Source organism: Micromonospora sp. WMMD980, from assembly GCF_029626035.1.
Taxonomy (GTDB): domain Bacteria; phylum Actinomycetota; class Actinomycetes; order Mycobacteriales; family Micromonosporaceae; genus Micromonospora.
Genome location: NZ_JARUBE010000003.1, coordinates 3,129,812 through 3,155,699 on the forward strand (window position 1 = coordinate 3,129,812; position 25,888 = coordinate 3,155,699).

Consider the following 25,888-nt stretch of genomic DNA (forward strand, 5'->3'; position numbering starts at 1 on the left):
GGGCGTCACCGGGACCGTTGACGGCGTGCTCGGCACCGTCCCGAGGCTCGCCCCCTCCCCTACCCCTGAGTCACCCACCGCGCCGGCCCCGGACCGCACCCGGGCCACATCCGCGCCTGCCCCCGCGAAGTCGGTAGCGGCCACTACAGCAGGCCGCACGGCCACCCCCGCGAAGCCCGCCGCGCCAGCGCCTAGCCCGTCGCGGGCGGTCGTCCGGCCGGAGGCCGTGAGCGTGCCCGTGCCGTCCGGCGCGGCGTCGACCGAGGCCCCGCTTCCGGCCGCCGCTGTCCCTGCGCAGCGCACCGCGGATTTCTCCATGCCGGAGCAGCGCACCGTTACGTCTTCGGCCTGGCCGCTCTGGCACTGCCCGCCGGCTGGCTCGCTGTGCGCCGTGCTCGCCGGGAGCGGGCGCCGGCTGAGGTCTTCGAGGAGGCATACGAGCTGGGCCGCGCCGACGAGCGGACCACCGCCGAGCAGCCTGCCGCGAAGGTGCTGCGGCTCCTGCGCCACCGGGCCTAGCCTTGGACGTGCGAAAGCCCCCGACGTGCGCCGGGGGCATTCGTCTGTGCTGGGTCAGCCGACGGGGCCGATGCGCTTCGCGAAGTCCACGAAGCCTTGCCAGGTCGCCGGCTCGAAAGCAAGCGCCGGCCCGTTCGGGTCCTTGGAGTCCCGCACGCCAACGACGCCGGGCAGGTTGTCCGCTACCTCCACGCAGTTACCGCCGCCGGAGCCGCTGCGGGATGACTTGCGCCAGTGAGCGCCGATCAGGTCCACGAGTTCACAACTTCCTTCATCAGCTCGATTGACTGGCGGCGGGGTAGGGCCTCGTTGCGGACCGTCCACCTCGTCATCAGAGTATCCACATCGGCTGGTTTCTCGATGACCACCCCGCCGAGCTGGTTTTCCATCTCCCCTAGCCAGGTGTGCTCGGGCGAGCGCGCAAGGCTGAAGGGCCCGGTCAGGCCGACGTGCATACTGATGTCGTCTGGCAGTACGTGCACGCTGATGTTTGGCCGTTCCGCGAGCGCAATCAAGTGCTTTATTTGACCGGCCATGACCTGCCGGAAGTCTTCCCGCGCCCGGCGTAGCACCGCCTCGGCGATGACAGCGATGAACTGCGGGGCGTTGCCGCCGGTCAGAATCGTTTGCCGCTCCATCCGATCGGCTAGCCGCCGGTCGACCTCTTCATCGCTGAGCGTGTCGTCGCACCGGATGACGGCACGGGCGTAGTCCTCCGTTTGAAGCAGTCCCGGGACGAGCGACGGTTGCCAGCATCGGAGCTGCGTCGCGGCGCGCTCCGCGTCGAGCCAGGGCAGGAACCATGACGGCACGTCTAGCTTCTCCACCAGGCGCTCAAACATGCCGCCGGTGCTGAGCGCCCTGTCGGACCCCTTAATGAAGTCCATGGTGAGCGCCCGTGTGCTGCCCTCTATCGCGCTGACGTGCGATGCGCTGAAGCCTGCAACCCGCCCGAACGCCTCTTGCGTCATCCCGGAGGCCCCTCGGGCACGGCGGATCTCGCTGACGATGAACAGCGCGAGCGGGTGCGGCAAGTCGGCCATCAACGGTCCCCACACCTTGAGATCAACTATTCACGCCTCTACAGGTCGGCGACTTGGCCGCCCGGCCCCGCCCACCTGCACGAAGGGCCTTCCGAGGGTAGCGGCCTCCACACCAGAGTGTCACTAACGGAACCGCTTGCGGAGCACGAGCCGGGGGCGGAACCGAGCGGAGCCGTCTCGGGAAGGGGCGGGGCGGCTCCGCTTTCTCACCGACCGAAGGAGGCCAGCCGTGCGACTCCGGTTCTGGCGCTGTGACCCCGATTCGCCGAAGCCCGGCCCGCGTCCGGCACCGCAGCGCCCGGCGTGGGCCACTGCCCCGACCGATGTTTTCCCGACCACCAACCCGGGCCGTGCGGGCAACCTCACGCCGGCTCAGACGTTTCGCGCGAACGGGGGCCATCGGTGATCACGTCGATTCTGCCGTTCCCGACGCCGGGCCCTGAAGCCAAGCACCCGGGCTACCACACCAGTACGGAGCCGCCGCACACACCGTTGCGCCCATCGTGGGCCTGCCGTGCCTGCGGCCAGCCGTGGCCGTGCCCGCACGCCCGGCTTCTGCTGCGGGTCGACTACGAGACCGACATGCCCGGTCTGACGATCTACCTCGCCGGCCTCATGTATGAGGCGATGCGGGACCTCTACTACCTGAACCCGCACGACGGTCAGAGCCCGAGCGAGATGTTCGAGCGCTTTGTGGGGTGGGGCCCGTTCAGGCGTTCGATCGTAGGCCGGCCCTGATGGCGCGGCCGATTTTGCCGAGGGAGCGCGGGCCGCCTGCCTCGGCCTCGCGCGCAGGCTCCCAGGCCCTACCAGCACGCAACGCGCACAAAGATTCCCCCACACGCAGCGAGAGCACAGAAGGGCTTTCCGTGCACCCCCAAAGCAAACCCCGCACGTTCGCGCGACTGATGCGCGCCGCCGTCACCGGGATGGCCGTCTGCATCGCGGCCCTGTCACTGATGGGCGGCTCCGCGTCGGCCGCCGTGAAGCCGTCGCCGTTCTCCACCTGGCCCGCGCCCCCCGCCGGGAACGTGGACGGCACGATCTACCAGGGCACACCCTCGTGCGCAGTCCAGAGCGGCGTGAAGATCTGCGACGCCAACGTCTACACCAAGGGCCTGATGAACGGTTGGGCCACGAGCAACCAGGCGTACCGGCAGCTCAACCTGGAGTGGAAGATCTGTAACAGCTCCGGGACGATCGTCAAGACCGGCAGCAACTCGTGCACGGGCGCGACGGGCGCGATCAGCAGTTGTGAGCGGACCGGTCCGACGTACGCCGCGCGCTGGCCCGCCACCAGCACCGTTCGGATCTGCGTCGACACGATCGGCTTCGCGTACTACTACGTCTCGTCCAACGGCAACACGGCGAAGGTGACCGCCTCGGACTACGACTGCCTCACCCTGTCCGCGACGGGCGGCGGCGGAGGACTCCGCCAGCGGTAAGCCGCACATCCGGCAAGGTTCGGTGCTCGGTCACGTCAGTGGCCGGGCATCGTCCGGTAGCACTGACTCCCCCATCGCCAGCCGCAAGCGGTGGTTGAGCCGTTCAAGGCCCTGAATCACACGAGCGGCTTCCGGCTCGACCGAGGCAAGCTCATCGAAGTCCCCGAAGGCGTCGGCCATCTTGCGCACCGCCTTGTCACCGAGCCGGCTCAGCATCACCTCAGCCTGAATCGGCATTACAACGCGCAGAAGGGCAAGCAGTTCGTCCCGGTTTAGCTCGCTCATACCGCCAGCATGGCATCCGGCCCCGCGCCACGTCGACACCAACTCGCACCACCTGAGCCGCCCGCCCTGGGCCCGTCTCCTTCCCCCGTGGGAGACGACCCGGGGCGGGCTTCTTTTGCCTTGAACACCTCGGGCGTCCGGCTGAAGGCCATGCAAGAGATGGTTGAGCAGGGCCTATCGCATCAAGCGATCGGGGACGAGATCGGGGCGACCCGCCAGCGCGTCGGGCAGCTTCTCGGCACGACCGCCTACTACCGCAGCAACCGGAAGCGATAGCTAATTTCGCAGTGGTTTCCGCAGCTCAGGGCCGTTGCCGTTGCACTACGGTGCTGGCGGGAGTTGGAGGATGCGTACCAGGCGTGGGCGCAGGGCTCCTCCCGCGCCGCACACGCCGCCGACGGCGCCCAACCCCGCCAGCCGGTGGCCACCGGCGCCACCCTCCTGGAGTTCGAGGTGGCCCTCCAGGCCAGTTCGCCCCTCTTGTCCACCGTCAACTTCGTGTGGTCGACCGGGCTCCAGGGGCAGGGTCGGCGCGTGGTAGGCGCCTCGGCCGGCCCCGCCTCCGGGGTCAGCGCGTGGTGAGCGAGGCGAAGACGATGACGTTGTCCTCGTAGCCGGTGCGGCCGCCCAGCCACGTGCCGCCGCAGGTGATCAGTCGCAGCTCCGCCGGGCCTGAGTCGCCGTAGACCCGGGCGGCGGGCAGGTTGGCCTTGTCGAAGTACTCGACGCTGTCGACCTTGAACGTCACCACGCTGCGGTCCGCCCGGGTCACCTGGATCCGCGCGCCCGGCTTGAGGTCGCGCAGCCGGTAGAACACGGCCGGCCCGCTCTTGGTGTCGACGTGACCGACGATGATCGCCCGGCCGGGCTCCCCCGGCACCGCGCCCCGGTTGTACCAGCCGGTCTGGTCGGTCTCGGTCAGCGGCGGCACGTCCACCGAACCGTCCCGCGCCTGACCGACCGGGGTGACCGGCGCGGCCACCTTGATGGCCGGCACCGAGAGGCGGACCGGCAGGCTGGCCGGCTTCCGGGCCGGGGCGGCGGACGAGGCCGGCGGGGGCGCCACCGCGCTCGACCCGGCCGACGCGTCGGCGACGTCGAACGGCCCGGCGGTGCGGCCGAGTCCGGCCCCGACGGCGAACACGCCGAGCAGCACCAGCACCACGGCCATCGGTTTCGACCAGGGGCCCCGCCGCCGGTCCCGTCCCGGCGGCCCAGCCGGAGGCGGCGCCGGGACGGGACCGGCGGGCGGCGGGCCGGCGGGCCGGGCCCGGACGGCCGGCGCACCCGCCGGCGGCAGTTGCCAGGGACGCGACGCGGCCGGCGGCGGCAACCAGGGCCGCGAGCCGGACGGCGGGGCGTGCGCCGACCGCGAGTCGGCGGGCGGACTCCACGGAGCCGAGCCGGCGGGCGGCGGCGCGTCGGCAGGCGGGGAGACGGCCGGTCGAGAGCGGGAGGGTGGGGAGGCGGCCGGGGGCAGCGCGAGGAAGGGCCAGCCGGAGCGCCGGGAGCCGGCCGGCGGCGGGGCGGAGTAGTCGGCCATGGCGTGTCTCAGGGCCGGGCGGCGCCGGAGTTGCGGCGGGACGCGGCCACGCCGAGCCCGGCGCCGACCACTGTCAACGCCAGCCCGACCGGCACCAACAGGCCGCCGAGGCCGGGCCCGGCGGTGCCGCCGAAGCCGGTGGCCGGACCCCGGCTGGGAAAGTGGCTCGGCGGCCGGGTGTGCTGCCCCTGCTTGACCACCTGGAGCATGGTGGACGCGGTCTCACCGCTCGGGCATTCCAGCTTGACCCGGTAGTTGCCGGGCCGGGTGCGCTCGTTGACCATCGGCGAGGCGGTGAGCAGACCCCGTTGCGGCTGCACCTGGATCCGGCCGAAGGCGTCGGAGACCACGATCGCCGGCACCGAGTTGTCGCGGCAGCTTGCCCGGATGCCGACCAGATAGCCCGGCTCCACCGTGCTCGGGGTGACCTCCACGAAGATCACGTCGGCGGGCGGCTGGCCGGGCACCGGCTCGGCGGCGCGCGGCGCGGCCTGCACGGCCGCCGCGCCGAGCAGCGGGGCGGCACACACGACCACCGCGGCCAGCAGCGCCGCACGTCCCCTGACTGACCCCATGACCCCTCCCGGCGTACGGGATGAATCCTCTCACCCCCGGCCGCACCTCACATCCGATCGGCGCGGCTGTCGCGTAGGCTCGGGTCGCTGTGACCACCACCGACGTCCCCACCGCCCGCATCCGCACCTTCCATCCGCGTCGCGGGCGGATGAGCGACCGGCAGCGCGACGCGCTGACCCGGCTCTGGCCCGCGTACGGCCTGGAGATCGCCGCCCTCGACGGGCCGTGCGATCCGGCGGCGCTGTTCGGACGGCGGGCGCCGCTGGTGCTGGAGATCGGCTCCGGCATGGGCGACGCCACCGCCGCCATGGCGGCGGCCGACCCGAGCCGACACTATCTGGCGGTCGAGGTCCACACGCCGGGAATCGCCAACCTGCTGGAGCTGGTGGAACGGCACCGACTGGAGAACGTGCGGGTCGCCGAGGGCGACGCCCTGGACCTGGTGCGGGCCATGCCGGAGGGCCGTCTGGACGCGGTGCACGTCTACTTCCCGGACCCGTGGCCGAAGACCCGGCACCACAAGCGGCGGATCATCCAGCCGGCGCACGTGGCGCTGCTGCGCTCCCGGCTGGCGCCCGGCGGCACGCTGCACTGCGCCACCGACTGGGCCGAGTACGCCGAGTCGATGCGGGTGACGCTGACCGCCGACCCCGAACTGGTCGACGTGCACGGCGGCTACGCGCCCCGGCCGGCGCACCGGCCGGTGACCAAGTTCGAGCGGCGCGCGGTCACCGCGGGCCGGGAGGTCTTCGACCTGATCCACCGGCGGCGCTGAACCCGGTTGGCGCGGCGTGGTGTGATCCAGGCACGATGGGAGCCGCCATGACTCTCACCGCCGCGCTGCCGAAGACCGCCGACCCCGACACCCTCTACGACGCGTTCGCCTCCTGGGCGTCCGAGCGCGGTCTCGACCTCTATCCGCACCAGGAGGAGGCGGTCATCGAGATCGTCTCCGGCGCGAACGTGATCATGAATACGCCGACCGGCTCGGGCAAGAGCCTGGTGGCGATCGCGGCCCACTTCGCGGCGCTGGCCGACGACCGGACCAGCTTCTACACCGCGCCGATCAAGGCGCTGGTGTCGGAGAAGTTCTTCGCGCTCTGCGAGGTCTTCGGCGCGGAGAACGTCGGCATGCTCACCGGTGACGCCAGCGTCAACGCCGACGCCCCGATCATCTGCTGCACCGCCGAGATCCTGGCCAACCTGGCGCTGCGCGAGGGCCGCCGGGCCGACGTCGGCCAGGTGATCATGGACGAGTTCCACTTCTACGCCGAGCCGGACCGCGGCTGGGCCTGGCAGGTGCCGATCATCGAGCTGCCGCAGGCCCAGTTCGTGCTGATGTCCGCCACGCTCGGCGACACCACCCGCTTCGTCGACGACCTGACCCGGCGCACCGGGCGGCCGACCGCCGTCGTCCGCTCGGCCGAGCGGCCGGTCCCGCTCCTCTTCTCGTACGCGACCACGCCGCTGCACGAGACGCTCGAGGAGCTGCTGGAGACCAAGCAGGCCCCGGTGTACGTGGTGCACTTCACCCAGGCCGCCGCGCTGGAACGGGCGCAGGCGCTGATGAGCGTGAACGTGTGCACCCGCGCGGAGAAGGACATGATCGCCCAGGCGATCGGCAACTTCCGGTTCACCTCCGGCTTCGGCAAGACGCTGTCCCGGCTGGTCCGGCACGGCATCGGCGTCCACCACGCCGGCATGCTCCCGAAGTACCGCCGGCTGGTGGAGACGCTCGCCCAGGCCGGCCTGCTCAAGGTCATCTGCGGCACCGACACGCTCGGCGTCGGCATCAACGTCCCGATCCGCACCGTGCTCTTCACCGGCCTCTCGAAGTACGACGGGGTGCGGACGCGCCTGCTGAAGGCCCGCGAGTTCCACCAGATCGCCGGCCGGGCCGGGCGGGCCGGGTTCGACACCATCGGCCGGGTCGTGGTGCAGGCCCCCGAGCACGTGATCGAGAACGAGAAGGCGCTGGCCAAGGCCGGCGACGACCCGAAGAAGCGCCGCAAGGTGGTGAAGAAGAAGCCGCCGGAGGGCTCCATCGGCTGGGGCGAGCCGACGTTCCAGCGTCTCGTCGAGGCGGAGCCGGAGCCGCTCACGTCCAGTTTCCAGGTCAGCCACTCGATGCTGCTCAACGTGATCGGCCGGCCCGGCGACGCGTTCGCCTCGATGCGGCACCTGCTCACCGACAACCACGAGGACCCGGCCGCCCAGCGCCGGCACATCCGCCGGGCCATCGCCATCTACCGGGCGCTGCGCGCCGGCGGCGTGGTCGAGGAGCTGCCCGAGCCGGACGAGGCCGGCCGGCGGGTCCGCCTCACCGTCGACCTCCAGCTCGACTTCGCGCTCAACCAGCCGCTGTCGCCGCTCGCGCTGGCCGCGATCGAGCTGCTCGACCGGGAGTCCCCGTCGTACGCGCTGGACGTGCTCAGCGTGATCGAGGCGATCCTGGACAACCCGCGGCAGATCCTGTCCGCGCAGCAGTTCAAGGCGCGCGGCGAGGCGGTCGCCGCGATGAAGGCCGAGGGCATCGAGTACGAGGCGCGGCTGGAGCTGCTCGACGAGGTGACCTGGCCGCAGCCGCTCGCCGAGCTGCTGGCCGGGGCGTACGAGATGTACCGGCAGGGCCACCCGTGGGTCGCCGACCACGAGTTGGCCCCGAAGTCCGTGGTCCGGGACATGTACGAGCGGGCCATGACCTTCCCGGAGTACGTCCAGTTCTACGGGCTGTCCCGGTCCGAGGGCCTGGTGCTGCGTTATCTCGCCGACGCGTACAAGACGCTGCGGCAGACCGTGCCGGAGGACGCCAAGACCGAGGAGTTGGTCGACCTCATCGAGTGGCTGGGTGAGCTGGTCCGCCAGGTCGACTCCAGCCTGATCGACGAGTGGGAGCGGCTACGCAACCCGTCCGACGTGGCCGAGGTCGCCGCCTCGCTGGACGACCGGCCGCCGGCGGTCACCCGCAACGCGCGGGCGTTCCGGGTGCTGGTGCGCAACGCGCTGTTCCGCCGGGTCGAGCTGGCCGCCCTGCGCCGCTGGGACCTGCTCGGCGAGCTGGACTCCGGGGACGGCTGGCACGCCGACGCGTGGGCCGACGCGCTGGAGCCGTACTTCGAGGCGTACGACTCGATCGGGGTGGGGCCGGACGCGCGCGGGCCGGCACTTCTGATGATCGAGCAGGGCCGGGAGCGATGGACCGTACGTCAGATCCTGGACGACCCGGAGGGCGACCACGACTGGGGCATCAGCGCCGAGGTGGACCTGGCCGCCTCCGACGAGGTGGGCGCGGCGGTCGTCCGGGTCACCGACGTCGGTCAGCTCTGATCTGATCCGACCACACCGCGGGGGCGAGACCTGGCCGGTCCCGCCCCCGCGGTGTCACGCGGACTCTCGGTCAGTCGCGCGGAGCCTGGAACGCCAGTCGCCGGCGACGGAACACGACGAACAGCACCGCGCCGATCGCGAGCACGGCGGCACCCGTACCGGCCAGGGCGGCGGCCGGCGCGCCGGTGACCGGCAGGCCACCGCCGGAACCGCCGTCGCCGCCGCCCGCGCCACCCTCACCGGTGGTGATGACGATGCGGGCGGTGTTGTTCGCCGGCTTCGTCTCGGTGGACGACGTCGCGCCGTTGACCACGATGGTGCCGTCGGACCCCGGCGTCGACTTGATCTTCACCCGGACGCTGGTCTTGATCCGGCCGTAGCCGGACGCGACGCTCGGGAACTCGCTCTCGAAGTTGCACCGCAGCTTCGCCGACTCGGGCAGCGTCTTGCCGGGCTCGCCGTCGGTGTAGCACCACTCGTTGGGCAGCAGCACCGTGCCGCTCGGCGCGGTGATGACCACGCCGGGGCCACCGCCGTCGGAGGGGCCGTTGTTGACGATCTCGTAGCCGAGCTCGACGGTCTGCCCGACCGCGCCCTTGACCGGCGGCGCGGTGACCGCGACGTCGAGCGTGTTCTTCTTGCTCCAGAAGTGGAAGTCGGCGTAGTTGTCGAACTCGTCGATCTCCCGCTCCACGGCCGACCGCTTGGCGAGTCCCGCGCGTACCGCCTGGGCGTGCAGCTTCTCGGCGGCGGCGGCGAACGACGGGCCGGCGCCCTTGGCGGCCGAGACCTTCTTCGCCGCCTCAGCCTCCCCGGCCAGGGCGGTGCTGAAGGACGCCCAGTTCTCGTCCGGACCGGGCAGATTGCGGCCGAAGGTGATGTTGAACAGCGACGCGCCGGTCTCCTCGTCGAACAGCAGCAGGCCCTCACCCGGATTGAGCGTCAGCGGCACGGTGCAGGTGACCTGGCTCGGGCCGTAGACGTAGGGCAGGCCGATGTCGTTCGGGTAGTAGTCGACGTAGGTGCAGTCGCTGTACCGCTCGACGAAGGTCGCGCCGGTGGGCAGGTCGACCCGCACCGTGAAGTCGGTCGCCGGGCTGTCGCCCTCGTTGAGGACACCGCTGCGCAGCGGGACGCGGTCACCCCCGCCGACCGGGTGGGACTTGTCGTTCAGGTCCTCGGCGGCGGCGACCAGGTCGGGACCGGACGCGACGATCGTGACCGGGAAGGTGGTGGTGTTGTCGCCGGGGTTGGCGTCCTCCTCGGCCCCGGCGATGGTCACGGTCACCGCACCGGCGTCGCCGGGGGTGGCACCCGTGCGGCTGGCCAGGTCCACCGAATAGAGGTGGTCGGTCTGGCCGGCGGCCAGCCGGCCGACGGTGCAGGTGACCTTCTTCGCGGCGAGCTTGCAGGCGTCGTTCCACTCCGACACCGAGGGGGTCACGTCGGACGAGAGCTTGCTCAGGTCGAGCGTGACGGTCACCGCCGTCGCGTCGGCCTGGCCCCAGTTGTAGAGGTAGATGCCGACCGTGGTGCCGCTGTTGTCGATCTCCGCGACGGGATCGCGGTCGAAGGAGACCGACAGGTCGGGCAGCTCGTCGGCGGCGTGCGCCGGGGCCGACGGGGCGAAGAGCGCGGTCGTCGCCAGCAGCGCCACACCAGCGGCGAGGCGGGGCCAGCGGGCCGTGAGGGATCTCATGGTTGCTCCGGAAGAGAGGGTTGGAAGACCGCACTCTATTTCAAGATCAGGAACCCCGTTGTCCCGTGTGGTCCGGCTGGCCGATGCCGCTCCGGTCGTCCCGGCAGGGCCGGTGACGCGGCCTCGACGGCCAGCAGGCGGGCCAGCGCCGACGTGTCCGGTCGATCGTCACCGACCCCGAAGACGTTCTGCGCCATCCGCACACGCGGGCCCCTCAAGACCCTGGGCGATGTCAGACCCGTCGATTAGAATGTATGTACTAAACGAGCCGTTGACCTGGGAGGATGCTCGTGACTGCGCCCACCTCCGCCGCCCCTGTCACCCCCTACGCCACCCTTCTCGGGTTCACCCGCTACGTGGACCGCACCGGCCCCACCAAGGCCACGTTCGTCGGCGGTCTGCGCCGGCAGCGGGCGAGCCGGCACGGCTTCAACCCGCACGGCCAGTTCGTCAAGGCGCTCAAGGCCGACGTGGCCTTCCACACCGGCGGCACCCACCTGGCCCAGGTGGCCGACGTGGTCAAGCCACGGTGGCGCCCGCTCTACGAGGCGCTCGTGCCGGGCGCGACCCGCTGGTTGCAGTCGTTGGGCGAGCCGGCCGGCGTCCACCTGGCCCAGGCACGCGACGCCCTCGCGATGCTCGGCGATCTGCCCGTGAAGATCAATCCACAGTTCGGCGTGCGCTACGCCGACGGCCGGGCCGAGGCGATCCGGCTGCACTTCGACGAGGCGCCGCCGAGCGAGGAGGCCACCCTGGCCACCCTGCACCTGATGGCCCGACACATGGACGCCGTGCTGCCGCACGCCGAGCCGGTCCTCGTCGACGTGCGGCGCGGCGAGGCGCACCGGATGCCGGCCGACGCCAAGCCCGAGCAGATCGAGCAGTGGCTGGCCGGCGAGGCAGCCGCGTTCCGCGCCATCTGGTCCACCGCCGCCTGACCGCCACCGACCCCGGACGGCCGTCCCCGATCACGGGGGCGGCCGTCCGGCCGTGTGGAGGAGAGCGCGGACGAGACTCAGGCGGCCAGATACTTCTCCAGGTCGTCGAGGATCTTGTTGGCTGCGCCGACGCCGATGCCGGTCATCCACACCTCGTCGGAGACCACGTGCGCCTTGCCGGCCCTCACCGCGGACAGGCCCTTCCAGAGGCTCCCGGTGGTGACCTTCGCCTGCTCGGCGGCGGCCTTCTCGCCGTACGCGGTCACGAACACCACGTCGCCGTCGACCTCGTTGACCCGCTCGGCGCTGACCAGGTCGAAGCGCCTGTCCTCCTTGCCCTCCAGGCGCTGCCGCTCCGGGCGGCCCAGGCCGGTGTCGCCGACCACGATGCCGGAGAACGAGTCCGGGCCGTACACCCGGATGTTGCCCGGGATGAAGCGCACGATGGAGATCTTGCGCGCGTCCGCGTCGCCGAGCTTCGCGCCGAAGTCCCTCGCCCGCTTCTCGTACGCGGCCAGCAGGTCCTTGGCCTGCTGCTCCTTGCCGAGCGCCGCGCCGTCGAGGAGGAAGTTCTCCTTCCAGGTGACGCCGACCTTCTCGGTGAACACGGTCGGCGCGATGGCGGACAACTCGTCGTAGAACTTCTCCTGGCGGAACTTGCTGCCGAGGATCAGGTCCGGCTTGAGCGCGTTGATCGCCTCCAGGTCGGGCTCGGTGAGCACGCCGACCTCGGTGATGCCGGTGAGCTTCTCCGCGCCGAAGTAGGTGGGCCAACTCTTCGCCTCGCCGGCGGTGGCCGCGCCGACCGGGGTGACACCCAGCGACAGCGCAGTGTCGATCTTGTCGGTGTCGAGCACCACCACGCGCTTGGGCTCGACGGGCACCTTGGTGGCGCCCATGGCGTGGGTGATGTCCCGGGTCTCCCCGGCGCCGGCGCCGGCGACCGGGTCGCTCTCCCCGCAGGCGGTGAGGCCGACGCCGAGGGCGAGGGCGGTGGTGAGTACGGCGGCGAGGCGACGCATCAGGTTCCTTTCCGTGGTGCGGCTGCGGGCCGGCGCGCTCAGGCGTCGCCGACGGGGGCGCCGACCGGGGCCGGCGTGCCGGCCGGAGCGGCCGGGGAGTGGGTGCGTGCGGGCGGGGCGGCCGAGGTCTGGGTGCGGGCGGGCACCACGAGCGGGGCGCCGGTGACCGGGCAGGGCACGACCACGCAGCCGAGCCCGAAGACGTCGCGGACCAGGTCGGCGGTGAGGATCTCGCGTGGCGGGCCGGCCGCGACCACCGCGCCGTCGCGCATGGCGACCGGGTGGTCGGCGTACCGGGCGGCCTGGTTGAGGTCGTGCAGCACGGCCACCACGGTCCGGCCCCGCTCGGCGCGCAGCCGGTGCAGCAGGTCCAGCACCTCCACCTGGTGGGCCAGGTCGAGGAAGGTGGTGGGCTCGTCGAGCAGCAGCGCATCGGTGTCCTGGGCGAGGGTCATGGCGATCCACACCCGCTGGCGCTGCCCGCCGGAGAGCGTGTCCACCGCGCGGTCGGCCAGCCCGGTCACGTCGGCCAGCCGCATGGCCTCGTCGACGGCCCGGCCGTCCTCGGCCGACCACTGCCGCCACCACCGCTGGTAGGGCTGCCGACCGCGCCCGACCAGGTCGGCCACGGTGATCCCCTCGGGCACCAGCGGGCTCTGCGGCAGCACGCCGAGCCGTCGGGCCACGTCCCGGGTGGGCAGGTCGCGGATCTGCGCGCCGTCGAGCAGCACCGCTCCCCGGCGCGGGGTGAGCAGCCGAGCCATGGTGCGCAGCAGGGTGGACTTGCCGCAGGCGTTCGGGCCGACGATCACGGTGAACGCGTCGGCCGGCAGGTCGAGTTCCAACCCGTCCAGCACGGTCCGGCCCTCGTAGCCGACGACCAGGTCGCGGGTGGACAGCAACGCGGTCACGACCGCCTCCCTCGGGTACGCAGCAGCACGAAGATCAGGTACGGCCCCCCGATGGCGGCGGTCAGCACGCCGGCCGGCAGCTGGGTGGGCGCGAACAGGCGGCGACCGGCCAGGTCGGCGAGCACCAGCAGCAGCGCACCGAGCAGCGCGGCGCAGACCATCGGCGGGCGTTCGGCGCGGACCAGCCGGCGGGCCACCTGCGGGGCGACGAGCGCCACGAAGTCGACGGCGCCGACCTGGGCGGTGACCGCGGCGGCAGCGAGCACGCCGGTGCCGGCGAGCCCGATCCGGCGGGCCACCGGCCGCAGCCCGATCCCCCGGGCGGTGTCGTCGTCCAGGGCGGAGGCGCGCAGCGCCCAGCCGGCCCAGAGCAGCACCGGCAGCAGCGCGGCGAGCGTGCCGGCGATCCAGGCCGCCTCGGTCTACCCCTTGCCGGCGAGCGTGCCGATCAGCCAGAGCTGGGCGCGCAGCCCGCCGCCGGCGCCACCAGCACCGCCGCGGCGCCGCTGGTCAGCGCGACGGTGGCGGCCAACCCGGCACCCTGGGTGACGCCGATGACGTCGGGGCTGGCCAGCGGGTTGCGGGCCACGCTCTGGATCAGCGTGCCGGCCACGCCGAACGCCGCGCCGGCCAGCGCCGCCAGCACCGCGCGGGGCAGCCGCAGGTCGCGCACCACCAGGTCGTACGGGGTGCCCGCCCCGGAGAGCGACCGCAGCACGTCGCCCGGCGCCACGTACGGCGTCCCCAGCGACAGGCTGACCACCAACGCGGCCAGCAGCAGCACCGTCAGCACCCCCGCCACCACCACCGCCCGCCACCGGAACGGCACCAGCACCGGCCCGACCCGTAGCACCGCCTTCCCGGCCAGCGCCCCGCCCCCGCTCTGGTCGATCTTGCAGTTGCGGCCCGTCCGACGGGGTACTCGTCCGGTTCGTCGGGGCAGGAACTGCAAGATCGCGGGAGTGGGGGTGGAGGGAGGAGGTCATGCGGTCACGACCCTGGCTCGGCGGACCAGGACGGCGAGGAGGGGGGCGCCGACCAGGGCGGTGACGATGCCGGCCGGGATCTCGCCGGGCGGGGCGACCAGGCGACCGGCGACGTCGGCGGCGAGCACCAGGGTGGGGCCGAGCAGCGCGGCGACCAGCAGGGTCCACCGGTGATCGGCGCCGACCAGGGCCCGCGCCAGGTGCGGCACGGCCAGCCCGACGAACGCGATCGGGCCGGCAGCGGCCACCGCGGCGCCGGTCAACAGCACTCCCCCGCCGCCGGCGGCCAGCCGGACCAGGGCGACCCGGTGGCCCAACCCGCGTGCCACGTCGTCGCCGAGGGCGAGCGCGTCCAGGCCCCGGGCGGCGAGCGCGGCCAGCAGCACCCCGGCCAGCACGAACGGCAGCACCTGACCGGCCACGCCGAGCCGACGTCCCGGCCGGTGAGCCCGCCGACCACCCAGAAGCGGTACTCCTCGAAGGTGCGGGCGTCGATGCTGAGCAGCGCGTACACGATGGCGCCGAGACCGGCGTCGAGGGCGGCGCCGACCAGCGTGAGGGTGACCGGGCTGGCGCCCTCGCGGGTGCGGTTGGCCACGGCGAACGCCAGCATTCCGGCGAACAGCGCGCCGGCGATGCCGAACCAGACGTACCCGGCGAGCGTGCTCACGCCGAACACGGCGATGGCCAGCACCACGCCGAAGGACGCGCCGGCGCTGACGCCGAGGATGCGCGGCTCGGCCAGCGGGTTGCGGGTGACCGCCTGGAACAGCACCCCGGCCAGCGCCACGCCTGCGCCGGCTCGCCGAGCTGCACGCGGCCGACCGGGCGGGCGTCGAGGGCGTACGCCGGGACGCGGTCGCCGTGGTCCGGGAGGAGGTGGCCCCGGCGCTGGCCGCCGGCGTGGACCCCGGCCTCGCCCCGCGCCGATCCGGTCCTGGCCCGGGCCGCGGCCCGCTACGCCACTCTGTGCGGCCGGGCGGACGACGCCGCCCTTCGTGGACGCCTGCTCGACCGGCTGACGGCCGCGCACGATCCCCGGCGGGAGCGGTACGAGAACCTGCTCGCCGTGGTGAACGGGTGGCCGCCGGCCGAGAGCCTCGCGCCGGTGCTGGACTGGGCGATCCGCGCGTTGCGCGCCCGACCGGCCGGCTGACGCGGCGGGTCACTCCGCGCCCGTCACCAGGCCCTCGATGGTGTGCTCCGGTCCTGTCGGCCGCGAGGCCTGGCGTCAGCCCTCCGCGGACTGGCGGCTCCCGGGCACCACGGGCAGCGGCCACACGCCGGTGCGCGGGCCGGCCGGCACCTCGACCTGGTGGTCCGACCAGACGTACGTCTCGGGCAGCAGGTCGGACACCGGCACCGCGCGCAACCCGTCCGGCGGCCCGACGATCACCCGGATCGACGGGAAGTAGTCCAGCAGCACCTGCCGGCAGCGCCCGCACGGTGGGATGACCCCCCGGCCCCGGTCCCCCACCGCGACGATCGCCTCCAACTCGCCCGCGCCCTGGGTGGCGGCCGCGCCGAGCGCCACCACCTCGGCGCACGGGCCGCCGGTGAAGTGGTAGACGTTCACCCCGCTGAACACCAGCCCGTCGGTGCTGCGCACGGCCGCGGCGACGGTGTGGTTGTCGCTACGGCAGCGGAGCTTGGCGACGGCGGTCGCGGCCTGCACGAGCGCCCGGTCGGTGTCCCGCATGATCATCCCCGTCCCTCGTCGACCTCGTCGGCGGCAACTCTAGCCGCGCCGGAGCCCCGGCCCCGGACGGCACGCCAGCGGGCGGTAACCCGGGGGCGGTCCGCCGCGCGGCTGCCTATCCTTGGCGACGACATGCAGAATCCAGCCGTACCCGACGCTCCCGCCACCGCCCGCGACCTGCACCGCCGCCTCGCCGCCCTGATGTTCCGCGACCAGCGCCGCCTCCAGCGGCGAATCGACGGCGTGCGGAAGCTGCGGGATCCGCAGCGGCGGGAGTCGGCGCTCGCCGAGATCGCGACCGAGGTCACCCGCGCCGAGGCGCGGCTGGCCGCCCGGCGGGCCGCGGTGCCGGCGGTCACCTACCCGGCGCAGCTTCCGGTCAGCGAGCGCAGGGACGACATCGCCGCCGCGATCCGCGACCACCAGGTGGTGATCGTGGCCGGCGAGACCGGCTCCGGCAAGACCACCCAGCTCCCCAAGATCTGCCTGGAGCTGGGCCGCGGCGTCACCGGCCTGATCGGGCACACCCAACCCCGACGGCTGGCCGCCCGGACGGTGGCCGACCGGATCGCCGAGGAGCTCGGCACCGAGCTGGGCGGCGTGGTCGGTTACAAGGTGCGCTTCGCCGACCAGGTCGGCGACACCAGCCTGGTCAAGTTGATGACCGACGGCATCCTGCTGGCCGAGCTGCAGACCGACCGGATGCTGCGGCAGTACGACACGTTGATCATCGACGAGGCGCACGAGCGCAGCCTCAACATCGACTTCATCCTCGGCTACCTGCGGCAGCTCCTGCCCCGGCGGCCCGACCTCAAGGTGGTCATCACCTCGGCGACCATCGAGACCGACCGGTTCGCCAAGCACTTCGCCGACGCCGAGGGCAACCCGGCGCCGGTGGTGGAGGTCTCCGGCCGCACCTACCCGGTCGAGGTCCGCTACCGGCCGCTGGTCGAGGTCACCGAGGCCGAGGCGGAGGACGAGGCCGACGAGGAGAACGTCCGCGACCAGATCCAGGCGATCGGCGACGCGGTCGAGGAGCTGGCCGCCGAGGGGCCCGGCGACATCCTGGTCTTCCTCAGCGGCGAACGGGAGATCCGGGACACCGCCGACGCGCTGGGCAAGCTGGTGCAGAACAAGCGGTCCCTGCTCGGCACCGAGATCCTGCCGCTGTTCGCCCGGCTCTCCAGCGCCGAGCAGCACCGGGTCTTCGCCGCGCACAGCAACCGCCGGGTGGTGCTCGCCACCAACGTCGCGGAGACCTCGCTCACGGTGCCCGGCATCAAGTACGTGGTGGACCCGGGCACCGCCCGCATCTCCCGCTACTCCAGCCGGCTCAAGGTGCAACGGCTGCCGATCGAGCCGGTCTCGCAGGCCAGCGCCAACCAGCGCAAGGGCCGCTGCGGGCGCACCTCGGACGGCATCTGCGTCCGCCTCTACGACGAGGCGGACTTCGACTCCCGGCCGGAGTTCACCGACCCGGAGATCCTGCGCACCAACCTGGCCTCGGTCATCCTCCAGATGACCTCGATCGGGCTGGGCGACGTCGCGGCTTTCCCGTTCATCGACCCGCCGGACCGGCGCAACGTCACCGACGGTGTCAACCTGCTGCACGAGCTGGGCGCGCTGGACCCGGCCGAGACCGACCCGGCGAAGCGACTCACCCCGCTGGGCCGGCGGCTGGCCCAACTCCCGGTCGACCCCCGGCTGGCCCGGATGGTGCTCGAGGGCGAACGCAACGGCTGCGCCACCGAGGTGGTGGTGATCGCCGCCGCGCTCTCCATCCAGGACCCGCGCGAGCGTCCCGCCGACAAGCAGGCCCAGGCCGACCAGGCGCACGCCCGGTTCGCCGACAAGGACTCCGACTTCGTCGCGTACCTCAATCTCTGGCGCTATCTGCGGGAGAAGCAGCGGGAGCTGTCCTCCAGCGCGTTCCGCCGGATGTGCAAGGCCGAACACCTCAACTACCTCCGGGTACGCGAGTGGCAGGACATCGTCAGCCAGCTCCGACAGGTGCTGCGGGGCGGCGAGCGGGGCGAGGGCCGGCGCGGCGCCGGCGCCGACCTGCCGGAGGAGATCGACACCCCGAAGGTGCACCAGTCCCTGCTGCCCGGCCTGCTCTCGCACCTGGGGCTCAAGGACGCGCAGAAGCACGAATACCTGGGCGCCCGCGGCGCGAAGTTCGTGATCTTCCCCGGCTCGGCGCTGTTCCGGAAGCCGCCGCGCTGGGTGATGGCCGCCGAGCTGGTGGAGACGTCGCGCCTGTTCGGCCGGGTCGCCGGGCGGGTCGAGCCGGAGTGGGTCGAGCCGCTGGCCCAGCACCTGGTCAAGCGCAGCTACAGCGAGCCGCACTGGGAGAAGAAGCAGGCCGCGGTGATGGCCTACGAGAAGGTGACGCTCTACGGCATCCCGCTGGTCACCTCCCGCAAGGTCAACTTCGGGCGGATCGACGCGGGCCTGAGTCGGGAGCTGTTCATCCGGCACGCCCTGGTCGAGGGCGACTGGCAGACCCACCACCAGTTCTGGCGCGACAACCAGAAGCTCCTGACCGAGGTCGAGGAGTGGGAGAACCGGGTCCGCCGGCGCGACATCCTGGTCGACGACGAGACCATCTTCGGCTTCTACGACCAGCGGATCCCCGTCGACGTGGTCTCCGGCCGGCACTTCGACACGTGGTGGAAGAAGACCCGCCGGGATCAGCCGGACCTGCTCACCTTCACCCGCGAGCTGCTGGTCAACGCCGGCCGCGGTGGCGTGGCCGAGGAGGACTACCCGGACGAGTGGCGGGCCGACGGCGTCACCCTGCCGCTGACCTACACGTTCGATCCGACCGCGCCCACCGACGGCGTCACCGTGGACATTCCGCTGCCGCTGCTCAACCAGGTGCCGGCGGAGAGCTTCGACTGGCAGGTGCCGGGGCTGCGCGAGGAGCTGGTGATCGCGCTGATCCGGTCGCTGCCCAAACCCCTCCGGCGCAACTTCGTCCCGGTGCCCGACTACGCGCGCGCGGCGCTGGCCGCGATCACGCCGGGCGAGGAACCGCTGCTGGCCGCGCTGGCCCGGCAGCTACGCCGGATGACCGGCGTGACCGTGCCGCCCGACGCGTGGGACCTGGCGAAGCTGCCGCCGCACCTGCGGGTCACCTTCCGCGTGCTCGGCGACGACGACAAGCCGGTCGCCGAGGGCAAGGACCTGCCGGCGCTGCAACGCGAGCTGCGCCAGGAGGTACGCCAGGTCGTCGCCGCCGCCGCGCCGGACGTGGCCCGCAGCGGGCTGACCGGCTGGTCGATCGGCACCTTGCCGCGCACCATCGAGCAGGTCCGGGCCGGGTTCGCGGTGACCGCCTACCCGGCGCTCGTGGACGAGGGCGCCACCGTCGGGGTGCGGGTGTTCGACTCCGCCGGTGAGCAGGAGGCCGCACACTGGGCGGGCACCCGCCGGCTGCTCCGGCTGACGCTGCCGTCGCCGGCCAAGTTCCTCCAGGGCCGGCTGAGCAACGAGGCGAAGCTGGCGCTGTCACGCAACCCGCACGGCGGGGTGCCGGCGCTGATCGAGGACGCCACCGGCGCCGCCATCGACAAGCTCATGGCGGACGCGGGCGGCCCGGCCTGGGACGCCGAGGGCTTCGCCGCGCTGCGCGAACGCGTCCGCGCCGACCTGGTCGACACCGTGGTCGAGGTGATGGGTCGGGTGCGGCAGGTGCTGGCCGCCGGGTACGCGGTGGAGCAGCGGCTCGGCGCGACCCGCAACCTGGCCGTGGTGGCCGCCCTGGCCGACGTGCGCGCCCAGCTCGGCGGGTTGGTGCGCGCCGGCTTCGTCACCGAGGCCGGCTACGCCCGCCTGCCGGACCTGCTGCGCTACCTGACCGCGATCGAGCGCCGGCTGGACCGGCTGCCCGGCAACCCGCAGCGCGACAAGCAGCAACAGGACCGGATCGCCGTGGTGCAGAAGGAATATCAGGACATGCTGGCCGCGCTGCCCCCGGCGAAGCGCGCGTCCCCGGCGGCCCGGCAGATCCGCTGGATGATCGAGGAGCTGCGGGTGAACGTCTTCGCCCAGGCCCTCGGCACCCCCTACCCCGTCTCCGAGCAGCGCATCTACCGCGCCATGGACGACGCCGAGGGCCGCTGAGAGCGTCCGGCGGGCCGCGGCTCAGTCGGTCCCGGCGAGGCGCAGTTCCCGCTCGTTCCAACCGTCGCTGGCGCACCAGCCGCGCAGCCTGCACCGGTGCCGCTGCGCCCGCGCGACGGCTTGCGCGTACGCCTGCTCGTCACCGACCGGGATCCCGGTCTGGGCGAGGGTGGTCAGCTTCGGCGCGGGCAGCGGGCTCTCCACCGGCGGGATGAAGGTGTCCTCCAGCGTGTGCACCAGCTCCTGGAGGGCCCGCGACAGCGGCCCCACCGCGCCCGGGTCCGGCCGGTCTTCCGCCCGCACGCCGTGACGCAGCAGCAGCACGGCCCCGTCGAGCACCGAGACAGCGACCGGCGCGGACTTGGCGGCGACGCCGACGTGGAAGTAGTGCAGCACGGGAAACGCCAGGTGCCGCTCCCCGGTCCGGACCACCTCCGGGGTCAGGCTCGTCAGGTGCTGCTCGAACATGGAGGAGAACCGCTGCCCGGTCCACGCGCGCCGCAGGATGTCGACCGGGTCGTCGCCGAGGGCGGCGATGTGGCCGGCGATCGTCCGCTTGTCCACCACCGCCGCCACCACCTGCATCAGGTACGTGATGCCGAGGGTGACCAGGAACAGCCCGCTGAGCACCGCCAGGCTGGTGCATATCTGCGCGGCGGTGGTGCCCGGCACGTAGTCGCCGACACCGAGCGTGAAGATCGAGAAGCCGGCGAAGTAGAGCCGCGACCACGCCCCGGCCGGCCGGTTCAGCGGGTCGAGCACCGCGTCGGGGTAGGCGGTGAAGACCAGGAACCAGCCCAGCCACAGCCCGGCGATCCAGGCCAGGAAGGTCGTCAGGAGCACCAGCGGGCCCGTCCACCGCAGTACCCGGTGCCGGCGCGGCCCCTTCCCGGCCAGCCGGCACAGCACCCGCCACACGCCCTGCCCGAGTCGACCGGTCAGCGGGCCCGCCCCACCGGTCAGCGACAGGGCGGTCAGCGTGGTGTCCACCACGACCGCCGCGACGGCAAGCGTCCCCACGACGACCAGCAGCACTCCCGCCACGTTCTTCCCTCTCCGTCTCCCGGCGTCACCCTCCGCGGACGCGCGGCGGCGTCCACCTGCCAACGTCGGGTACGGCGACCGCCGCCGCAACCCGAGGGCCACCGCCGGCCGCGTTTCAGGCCAGCGGCTCCACGCCGGCCGGGAGCTGGTCGGCGGCGGTCGCGTCGTGCACGTACTCCAGGAGGATCCGGCGCAGCTCGCGGCCGGCGTGGGTGGGCACCACGTCACGGCGGCGGGCCACCGCGATGGTCCGGCGGACCCCGGGCGGGACGAGCCGGGTGACCCGGATGGCCGGACGGCGGGCCACCACGATGCCGGGGACCAGCGCGACGCCGAGACCGGCCTCGACGAAGCTGAGCACGGCGTCCATCTCCCCGCCGTCCACCGACAGGCTCGGCTCGAAGCCGGCCGCCCGGCACGCCTGGAGCGTGGCGTCACGCAGGTCGTAGCCCTCCCGGAACATCACCAGTGGCTGGTCGCGCAGGTCGGTGATGCGCAGTTCGCCGGCGGCGGAGGCGCCGGGCAGCGGGTCCACCGAGGCCACCACCAGGCTCTCCCGCAGGATCGGGTCGACGCGCAGCCCGGGGTCGGCGCCGCCGGACGGCATGATCACCAGCGCCAGGTCGAGGTCGCCGCGGAGCAGGTCGCGGACCAGGTCCTGGGAGCCGCCCTCCTCGACCCGCAGGTCGACGGTGGGGTGCGCGTCGCGGAATCGGCGCAGCACCGGCGGCGCGAGCGAGGTGGCCAGGCTCGGCGTGGCGCCGAGGCGGACCCGGCCGCGGCGCAGCCCGACCAGCTCCTGCACCTCGCGGGTCGCGGTGTCCACGTCGGCGAGGATGCGCTTGGCCAGCGGCAGCAGCACCTCGCCGGCTGCGGTGAGCGCGATGTTGCCCCTTACCCGCTCGAAGAGCGGAGCCCCCAGGTCGGTCTCCAGGGCGTGAATTTGCTTACTCAACGAGGGCTGGGTTATGCCGACGACATCGGCCGCCTGGGTGAAATGTCGTACTTCGGCGACCGCGACGAAGTACCGGAGCTGATGGAGCTGCATCTCTATAGCCTACGGCTATCAAGACTGTGATTTCGATGCATTGGACGCCTGATTGAACTGCTCCTAGCGTCGGTCAGGTGGTAATCACGAAAACTCGGTCGCCCATCCGCTCGAACGTCGGCCTCAAGGCCGTCATGGCGGTGACGGGCATCATCCTGGTGCTGTTCCTGATCCTGCACATGCTCGGCAACCTGAAGATCTTCACGGGCGAGACCTCGTTCGACCACTACGCGCACTGGCTCCGGGACATCGGCACGCCCCTGCTGCCCACCACCTGGTTCCTGTGGATCCAGCGCGCCGTGCTCACCGTCGCGGTGCTGGCGCACATCGGCGCGGCCACCGTGCTGGCCCTGCGCGCCCGGGCCGCCCGCCCGGTGGCGTACGCGCACCGCCGGAAGATCCACGTGAACTACGCGGCCCGCACCATGCGCTGGGGTGGTGTGATCATCCTGCTGTTCGTGATCTACCACATCCTGGACCTGACCACCGGTCACCTGAACCCGCAGGGCGACCCGGCGAACCCCTACGGCAACGTGGTCGCCGACTTCGCCCCGGAGCGCTGGTACGTCACCCTCTTCTACGCGCTGGCCGTCGTGACCCTCGGCTTCCACCTGCGGCACGGCGCGGCCAGCGCGTTCCGCAGCCTCGGCCAGCAGACGCCGAAGGGTGAGCGCCGGGCCCGCGCCGCCGCGCTCGTCTTCGCCGTCGTGCTCTGCGCCGGCTACCTGCTGGTCCCGTTCGCCGTACTCACCGGATTGGTGGCCTGACATGGATCTGTACACCGAGGGCGACCCGATCGCCGACACCCGGGCCCCGGACGGCCCGGTCGAGACCCGATGGGACCGGCACCGCTTCGACATGAAGCTGGTCAACCCGGCCAACCGCCGGAAGTTGACCGTGATCGTGGTCGGCACCGGCCTGGCCGGCGGCTCCGCCGCGGCGACGCTCGGCGAACAGGGCTACCACGTAAAGTCCTACTGCTACCAGGACAGCCCGCGCCGGGCCCACTCGATCGCCGCGCAGGGCGGCATCAACGCCGCCAAGAACTACCGCAACGACGGCGACTCGGTGCACCGGCTCTTCTACGACACGGTCAAGGGCGGCGACTTCCGCTCCCGCGAGTCGAACGTGCACCGGCTGGCCGAGGTCTCGGTCAACATCATCGACCAGTGCGTCGCCCAGGGCGTCCCGTTCGCCCGCGAGTACGGCGGCCTGCTCGACACCCGCTCCTTCGGCGGCGCCCAGGTGCAGCGGACCTTCTACGCGCGGGGCCAGACGGGTCAGCAGCTCCTGCTCGGCGCCTACCAGGCGCTGGAGCGGCAGATCGGCCTGGGCAACGTGGAGATGAACGCCCGCCACGAGATGCTGGAACTGGTGGTCGTCGACGGCCGGGCCCGCGGCATCGTGGTGCGCGACATGGTCACCGGCGAGATCAGCACCGAGATGGCGGACGCGGTCGTGCTGGCCTCCGGCGGCTACGGCAACGTCTTCTACCTCTCCACCAACGCCAAGGGCTGCAACGTCACCGCGTCCTGGCGGGCGCACCGCAAGGGCGCGTACTTCGCCAACCCCTGCTACACCCAGATCCACCCGACCTGCATCCCGGTCTCCGGCGACCACCAGTCGAAGCTGACCCTGATGAGCGAGTCGCTGCGCAACGACGGCCGGGTGTGGGTGCCGAAGGCCAAGGGCGACGACCGCGGCCCGCGCGACATTCCCGAGGACGAGCGGGACTACTACCTGGAACGGATCTACCCCTCCTTCGGCAACCTGGTCCCGCGCGACATCGCCTCCCGCGCCGCGAAGAACGTCTGCGACGAGGGGCGCGGCGTCGGCCCGACCGGCCTCGGCGTCTACCTGGACTTCGCCGACGCCATCGGCCGGCTCGGCCGCAAGGCCATCGAGGCCAAGTACGGCAACCTCTTCGAGATGTACGAGCGGATCACCGGCGAGGACCCCTACCAGGTGCCGATGCGGATCTACCCCGCCGTGCACTACACGATGGGCGGCCTCTGGGTCGACTACGACCTCCAGTCGACCATCCCGGGCCTGTTCGTGATCGGTGAGGCCAACTTCTCCGACCACGGCGCGAACCGGCTGGGCGCCTCGGCGCTGATGCAGGGCCTGGCCGACGGCTACTTCGTGCTGCCCAGCACGCTGGCGAACTACCTGGCCGCCAACCCGATGGAGAAGGTCGAGGCCAGTCACCCGGAGGCGGTCGCGGCGCGCACCGAGGTCGAGGAGCGGCTGCGCCGGCTGCTCGCGATCGACGGCGACCGCACGGTGGACTCGTTCCACCGGGAGCTGGGCCAGATCATGTGGGAGCACTGCGGCATGGAGCGCTCCGAGGCCGGGCTGCGCAAGGCGATCGACGAGATCCGCGCCCTGCGCGAGCAGTTCTGGCAGCGGGCCCGCGTCCCCGGTGACGGCGAGGGGCTCAACCAGTCGCTGGAGAAGGCCGGCCGGGTGGCCGACTTCTTCGAGCTGGCGGAGCTGATGTGCATCGACGCGCTGCACCGCGAGGAGTCCTGCGGCGGCCACTTCCGGGCCGAGCACCAGACCCCGGACGGCGAGGCCGAGCGCGACGACGACCGGTTCGCGTACGTCGCCGCCTGGGAGTACGCCGAGGCAGACGCCCCGGTGCTGCACAAGGAAGACCTGGTTTTCGAATACGTCCACCCCTCGCAGCGGAGCTACAAGTGAACCTGACCCTGCGCATCTGGCGCCAGACCGGCCCCGAGGACAAGGGTCGGATGGTGACCTACCCGGTGCCGGACGTGTCCCCGGACATGTCCTTCCTGGAGATGCTCGACGTCCTCAACGAGCGGCTGATCCTCGACGGCGAGGAGCCGGTCGCGTTCGACCACGACTGTCGCGAGGGCATCTGCGGCGCGTGCAGCCTCATGATCAACGGCGAGGCGCACGGCCCGCAGCGCGGCACCACCGCCTGTCAACTGCACATGCGGCAGTTCTCCGACGGCGACACGATCGACATCGAGCCCTGGCGAGCCCGCGCCTTCCCGGTCGTCAAGGACCTGGTGGTGAACCGGAACGCCTTCGACCAGATCATCGCCGCCGGCGGCTACGTCACCGCGCCGACCGGCAGCGCCCCGGAGGCGCACTCCACCCCGGTGGCCAAGGAGGACGCGGACGCCGCCTTCTCCGCGGCCGCCTGCATCGGCTGCGGCGCCTGCGTGGCGGCCTGCCCGAACGGCTCCGGCATGCTCTTCACCGCCGCCAAGGTCACCCAGCTCTCGCTGCTCCCCCAGGGCCAGCCCGAGCGCTACACCCGGGTGATCGGCATGGTGGACGCGCACGACGAGGCCGGCTTCGGCGGCTGCACCAACATCGGCGAGTGCACGTCGGCCTGCCCGAAGGGCATCCCGCTGAACACCATCGGCCGGCTCAACCGCGACTACCTCAAGGCCACCACGAAGCGCGCCGGCACCCCCGGCTCCTGAGCCCGCGGCGGGCCACCCGCCGCCTTCCACCACCGCCGCGCCCCGCAACCGGGGGCGCGGCGGTCGCCGTTGCGGGGGTACGCGCCGCGCAGCGGTCCGTCGACCCGCCGACCACCGTCACAGGGTCCACGGAAGTCGCTCCTCGACTGCCTTTGGAGCTGAGTCGTTCCTGATATCGCCCGCGAGTCGTTCCTGATGTCAGCTCGAAAGGCGG

At 72.5% G+C, this 25,888-nt stretch carries 24 protein-coding genes and 2 pseudogenes; 11 read left to right on the plus strand and 15 right to left on the minus strand.

The genetic code is table 11. The features are described 5' to 3' along the window. The first annotated feature begins 384 nt into the window (after positions 1-384). Entirely contained in the window at positions 385-519 is a 135-nt protein-coding gene (locus O7618_RS14645; protein ID WP_278106648.1) for a hypothetical protein, read from the plus strand. A gap of 54 nt (positions 520-573) precedes the next feature. Here O7618_RS14645 and O7618_RS14650 read toward each other — a convergent pair whose 3' ends face one another. Next, a complete protein-coding gene (locus O7618_RS14650; RefSeq protein ID WP_278106649.1) occupies positions 574-774 on the minus strand; it encodes a DUF397 domain-containing protein in 201 nt (66 codons plus the stop codon). Further along, entirely contained in the window at positions 765-1,562 is a 798-nt protein-coding gene (locus O7618_RS14655; protein ID WP_278106650.1) for a helix-turn-helix transcriptional regulator, read from the minus strand. Before O7618_RS14655 ends, O7618_RS14650 begins: the two co-directional genes overlap by 10 nt. Positions 1,563-1,964: 402 nt before the next feature. Between O7618_RS14655 and O7618_RS14660 the strand changes: the two genes are divergently transcribed. Beyond that, the gene (locus O7618_RS14660) at positions 1,965-2,300 is read left to right on the plus strand and encodes a hypothetical protein (RefSeq protein ID WP_278106651.1); all 336 of its coding nucleotides are present in this window, start codon (positions 1,965-1,967) and stop codon (positions 2,298-2,300) included. A 170-nt stretch (positions 2,301-2,470) separates the two neighbouring features. Beyond that, positions 2,471-3,007, plus strand: a complete 537-nt coding sequence (locus O7618_RS14665; protein WP_278106652.1) for a hypothetical protein — start codon at positions 2,471-2,473, stop codon at positions 3,005-3,007. Between the two features lie 30 nt (positions 3,008-3,037). On the opposite strand, the gene O7618_RS14670 is transcribed toward O7618_RS14665, so the two are convergent. Next, entirely contained in the window at positions 3,038-3,292 is a 255-nt protein-coding gene (locus O7618_RS14670; protein WP_278106653.1) for a hypothetical protein, read from the minus strand. A gap of 336 nt (positions 3,293-3,628) precedes the next feature. Here O7618_RS14670 and O7618_RS14675 point away from each other — a divergent pair. Next, positions 3,629-3,748 (plus strand): annotated as a pseudogene (locus O7618_RS14675) (antibiotic biosynthesis monooxygenase); the annotation flags it as partial. Between the two features lie 112 nt (positions 3,749-3,860). On the opposite strand, the pseudogene O7618_RS14680 reads toward O7618_RS14675, so the two are convergent. Together O7618_RS14680 and O7618_RS14685 are read right to left on the minus strand one after the other, a co-directional pair. Beyond that, positions 3,861-4,487, minus strand: a pseudogene (locus tag O7618_RS14680) (class F sortase); the annotation flags it as partial. Between the two features lie 356 nt (positions 4,488-4,843). Then, a complete protein-coding gene (locus O7618_RS14685; protein WP_278106655.1) occupies positions 4,844-5,410 on the minus strand; it encodes a hypothetical protein in 567 nt (188 codons plus the stop codon). A gap of 149 nt (positions 5,411-5,559) precedes the next feature. Here O7618_RS14685 and trmB point away from each other — a divergent pair, with 149 nt between their 5' ends. Together trmB and O7618_RS14695 are read left to right on the plus strand one after the other, a co-directional pair. Then, a complete protein-coding gene (gene trmB / locus O7618_RS14690) occupies positions 5,560-6,186 on the plus strand; it encodes a tRNA (guanosine(46)-N7)-methyltransferase TrmB (RefSeq protein WP_278110011.1) in 627 nt (208 codons plus the stop codon). A 47-nt stretch (positions 6,187-6,233) separates the two neighbouring features. Beyond that, the gene (locus O7618_RS14695) at positions 6,234-8,738 is read left to right on the plus strand and encodes a DEAD/DEAH box helicase (RefSeq protein WP_278106656.1); all 2,505 of its coding nucleotides are present in this window, start codon (positions 6,234-6,236) and stop codon (positions 8,736-8,738) included. 70 nt (positions 8,739-8,808) lie between these two features. Here O7618_RS14695 and O7618_RS14700 read toward each other — a convergent pair whose 3' ends face one another. After that, positions 8,809-10,437 carry a peptidase gene (locus O7618_RS14700; RefSeq protein ID WP_278106657.1) on the minus strand — a complete coding sequence of 543 codons (1,629 nt, stop codon included), beginning with the start codon at positions 10,435-10,437 and terminating at the stop codon, positions 8,809-8,811. A gap of 290 nt (positions 10,438-10,727) precedes the next feature. On the opposite strand from O7618_RS14700, the gene O7618_RS14705 reads away from it, so the two are divergent. Continuing rightward, positions 10,728-11,375, plus strand: coding sequence for a hypothetical protein (locus O7618_RS14705; RefSeq protein WP_278106659.1), 648 nt, complete (start codon positions 10,728-10,730; stop codon positions 11,373-11,375). A gap of 77 nt (positions 11,376-11,452) precedes the next feature. Here O7618_RS14705 and O7618_RS14710 read toward each other — a convergent pair whose 3' ends face one another. The 7 genes from O7618_RS14710 to O7618_RS14740 all read right to left on the minus strand — a co-directional run bounded on the left by O7618_RS14710 (position 11,453) and on the right by O7618_RS14740 (position 15,993). Beyond that, entirely contained in the window at positions 11,453-12,397 is a 945-nt protein-coding gene (locus O7618_RS14710; RefSeq protein ID WP_278106661.1) for an iron-siderophore ABC transporter substrate-binding protein, read from the minus strand. Between the two features lie 38 nt (positions 12,398-12,435). After that, positions 12,436-13,308, minus strand: coding sequence for an ABC transporter ATP-binding protein (locus tag O7618_RS14715; protein WP_278106662.1), 873 nt, complete (start codon positions 13,306-13,308; stop codon positions 12,436-12,438). Then, complete coding sequence (locus O7618_RS14720; protein ID WP_278106663.1) at positions 13,305-13,685, minus strand: iron chelate uptake ABC transporter family permease subunit; 381 nt, start codon at positions 13,683-13,685, stop codon at positions 13,305-13,307. Before O7618_RS14720 ends, O7618_RS14715 begins: the two co-directional genes overlap by 4 nt. Before the next feature lie 71 nt (positions 13,686-13,756). Next, positions 13,757-14,260, minus strand: a complete 504-nt coding sequence (locus O7618_RS14725) for an iron chelate uptake ABC transporter family permease subunit (RefSeq protein ID WP_278106664.1) — start codon at positions 14,258-14,260, stop codon at positions 13,757-13,759. Between the two features lie 30 nt (positions 14,261-14,290). Beyond that, entirely contained in the window at positions 14,291-14,650 is a 360-nt protein-coding gene (locus tag O7618_RS14730; protein WP_278110012.1) for an iron ABC transporter permease, read from the minus strand. Then, positions 14,554-15,084 (minus strand): iron chelate uptake ABC transporter family permease subunit, encoded by a 531-nt coding sequence (locus O7618_RS14735; RefSeq protein WP_278106665.1) that lies wholly within the window; start codon positions 15,082-15,084, stop codon positions 14,554-14,556. Before O7618_RS14735 ends, O7618_RS14730 begins: the two co-directional genes overlap by 97 nt. 441 nt (positions 15,085-15,525) lie before the next feature. Continuing rightward, the gene (locus tag O7618_RS14740; RefSeq protein WP_278106666.1) at positions 15,526-15,993 is read right to left on the minus strand and encodes a cytidine deaminase; all 468 of its coding nucleotides are present in this window, start codon (positions 15,991-15,993) and stop codon (positions 15,526-15,528) included. Positions 15,994-16,125: 132 nt separating this feature from the next. On the opposite strand from O7618_RS14740, the gene hrpA reads away from it, so the two are divergent. After that, complete coding sequence (gene hrpA / locus O7618_RS14745) at positions 16,126-20,121, plus strand: ATP-dependent RNA helicase HrpA (RefSeq protein WP_278106667.1); 3,996 nt, start codon at positions 16,126-16,128, stop codon at positions 20,119-20,121. A 21-nt stretch (positions 20,122-20,142) separates the two neighbouring features. Here the strand turns inward: hrpA and O7618_RS14750 are convergent, their stop codons facing one another. Both O7618_RS14750 and O7618_RS14755 read right to left on the minus strand, forming a co-directional pair. Continuing rightward, a complete protein-coding gene (locus tag O7618_RS14750) occupies positions 20,143-21,165 on the minus strand; it encodes a potassium channel family protein (RefSeq protein ID WP_278106668.1) in 1,023 nt (340 codons plus the stop codon). A gap of 115 nt (positions 21,166-21,280) precedes the next feature. Beyond that, entirely contained in the window at positions 21,281-22,219 is a 939-nt protein-coding gene (locus O7618_RS14755; protein ID WP_278110013.1) for a LysR family transcriptional regulator, read from the minus strand. Between the two features lie 77 nt (positions 22,220-22,296). Between O7618_RS14755 and O7618_RS14760 the strand changes: the two genes are divergently transcribed. Genes O7618_RS14760 through O7618_RS14770 form a run of 3 tightly spaced genes read left to right on the plus strand, consistent with a single transcriptional unit; the run spans position 22,297 to position 25,674 of the window. Further along, the gene (locus O7618_RS14760) at positions 22,297-22,980 is read left to right on the plus strand and encodes a succinate dehydrogenase cytochrome b subunit (RefSeq protein WP_278110014.1); all 684 of its coding nucleotides are present in this window, start codon (positions 22,297-22,299) and stop codon (positions 22,978-22,980) included. A 1-nt stretch (position 22,981) separates the two neighbouring features. After that, positions 22,982-24,916 carry a fumarate reductase/succinate dehydrogenase flavoprotein subunit gene (locus tag O7618_RS14765; protein ID WP_278106669.1) on the plus strand — a complete coding sequence of 645 codons (1,935 nt, stop codon included), beginning with the start codon at positions 22,982-22,984 and terminating at the stop codon, positions 24,914-24,916. Further along, positions 24,913-25,674: a succinate dehydrogenase/fumarate reductase iron-sulfur subunit gene (locus O7618_RS14770; protein ID WP_278106670.1), complete on the plus strand. Its 762-nt coding sequence runs from the start codon at positions 24,913-24,915 to the stop codon at positions 25,672-25,674. Before O7618_RS14765 ends, O7618_RS14770 begins: the two co-directional genes overlap by 4 nt. Positions 25,675-25,888 lie beyond the last annotated feature (214 nt).

What these genes read in the sequence shown, in the direction of transcription:
- O7618_RS14665 (WP_278106652.1), top strand. Translation starts at nt 2,471, where the DNA reads ATGCGCGCCGCCGTCACCGGGATGGCCGTCTGCATCGCGGCCCTGTCA.
- O7618_RS14685 (WP_278106655.1), bottom strand. Translation starts at nt 5,410, where the DNA reads ATGGGGTCAGTCAGGGGACGTGCGGCGCTGCTGGCCGCGGTGGTCGTG.
- trmB (WP_278110011.1), top strand. Translation starts at nt 5,560, where the DNA reads ATGAGCGACCGGCAGCGCGACGCGCTGACCCGGCTCTGGCCCGCGTAC.
- O7618_RS14695 (WP_278106656.1), top strand. Translation starts at nt 6,234, where the DNA reads ATGACTCTCACCGCCGCGCTGCCGAAGACCGCCGACCCCGACACCCTC.
- O7618_RS14670 (WP_278106653.1), bottom strand. Translation starts at nt 3,292, where the DNA reads ATGAGCGAGCTAAACCGGGACGAACTGCTTGCCCTTCTGCGCGTTGTA.
- O7618_RS14765 (WP_278106669.1), top strand. Translation starts at nt 22,982, where the DNA reads ATGGATCTGTACACCGAGGGCGACCCGATCGCCGACACCCGGGCCCCG.
- O7618_RS14710 (WP_278106661.1), bottom strand. Translation starts at nt 12,397, where the DNA reads ATGCGTCGCCTCGCCGCCGTACTCACCACCGCCCTCGCCCTCGGCGTC.
- O7618_RS14700 (WP_278106657.1), bottom strand. Translation starts at nt 10,437, where the DNA reads ATGAGATCCCTCACGGCCCGCTGGCCCCGCCTCGCCGCTGGTGTGGCG.
- O7618_RS14655 (WP_278106650.1), bottom strand. Translation starts at nt 1,562, where the DNA reads ATGGCCGACTTGCCGCACCCGCTCGCGCTGTTCATCGTCAGCGAGATC.
- O7618_RS14740 (WP_278106666.1), bottom strand. Translation starts at nt 15,993, where the DNA reads ATGCGGGACACCGACCGGGCGCTCGTGCAGGCCGCGACCGCCGTCGCC.
- hrpA (WP_278106667.1), top strand. Translation starts at nt 16,126, where the DNA reads ATGCAGAATCCAGCCGTACCCGACGCTCCCGCCACCGCCCGCGACCTG.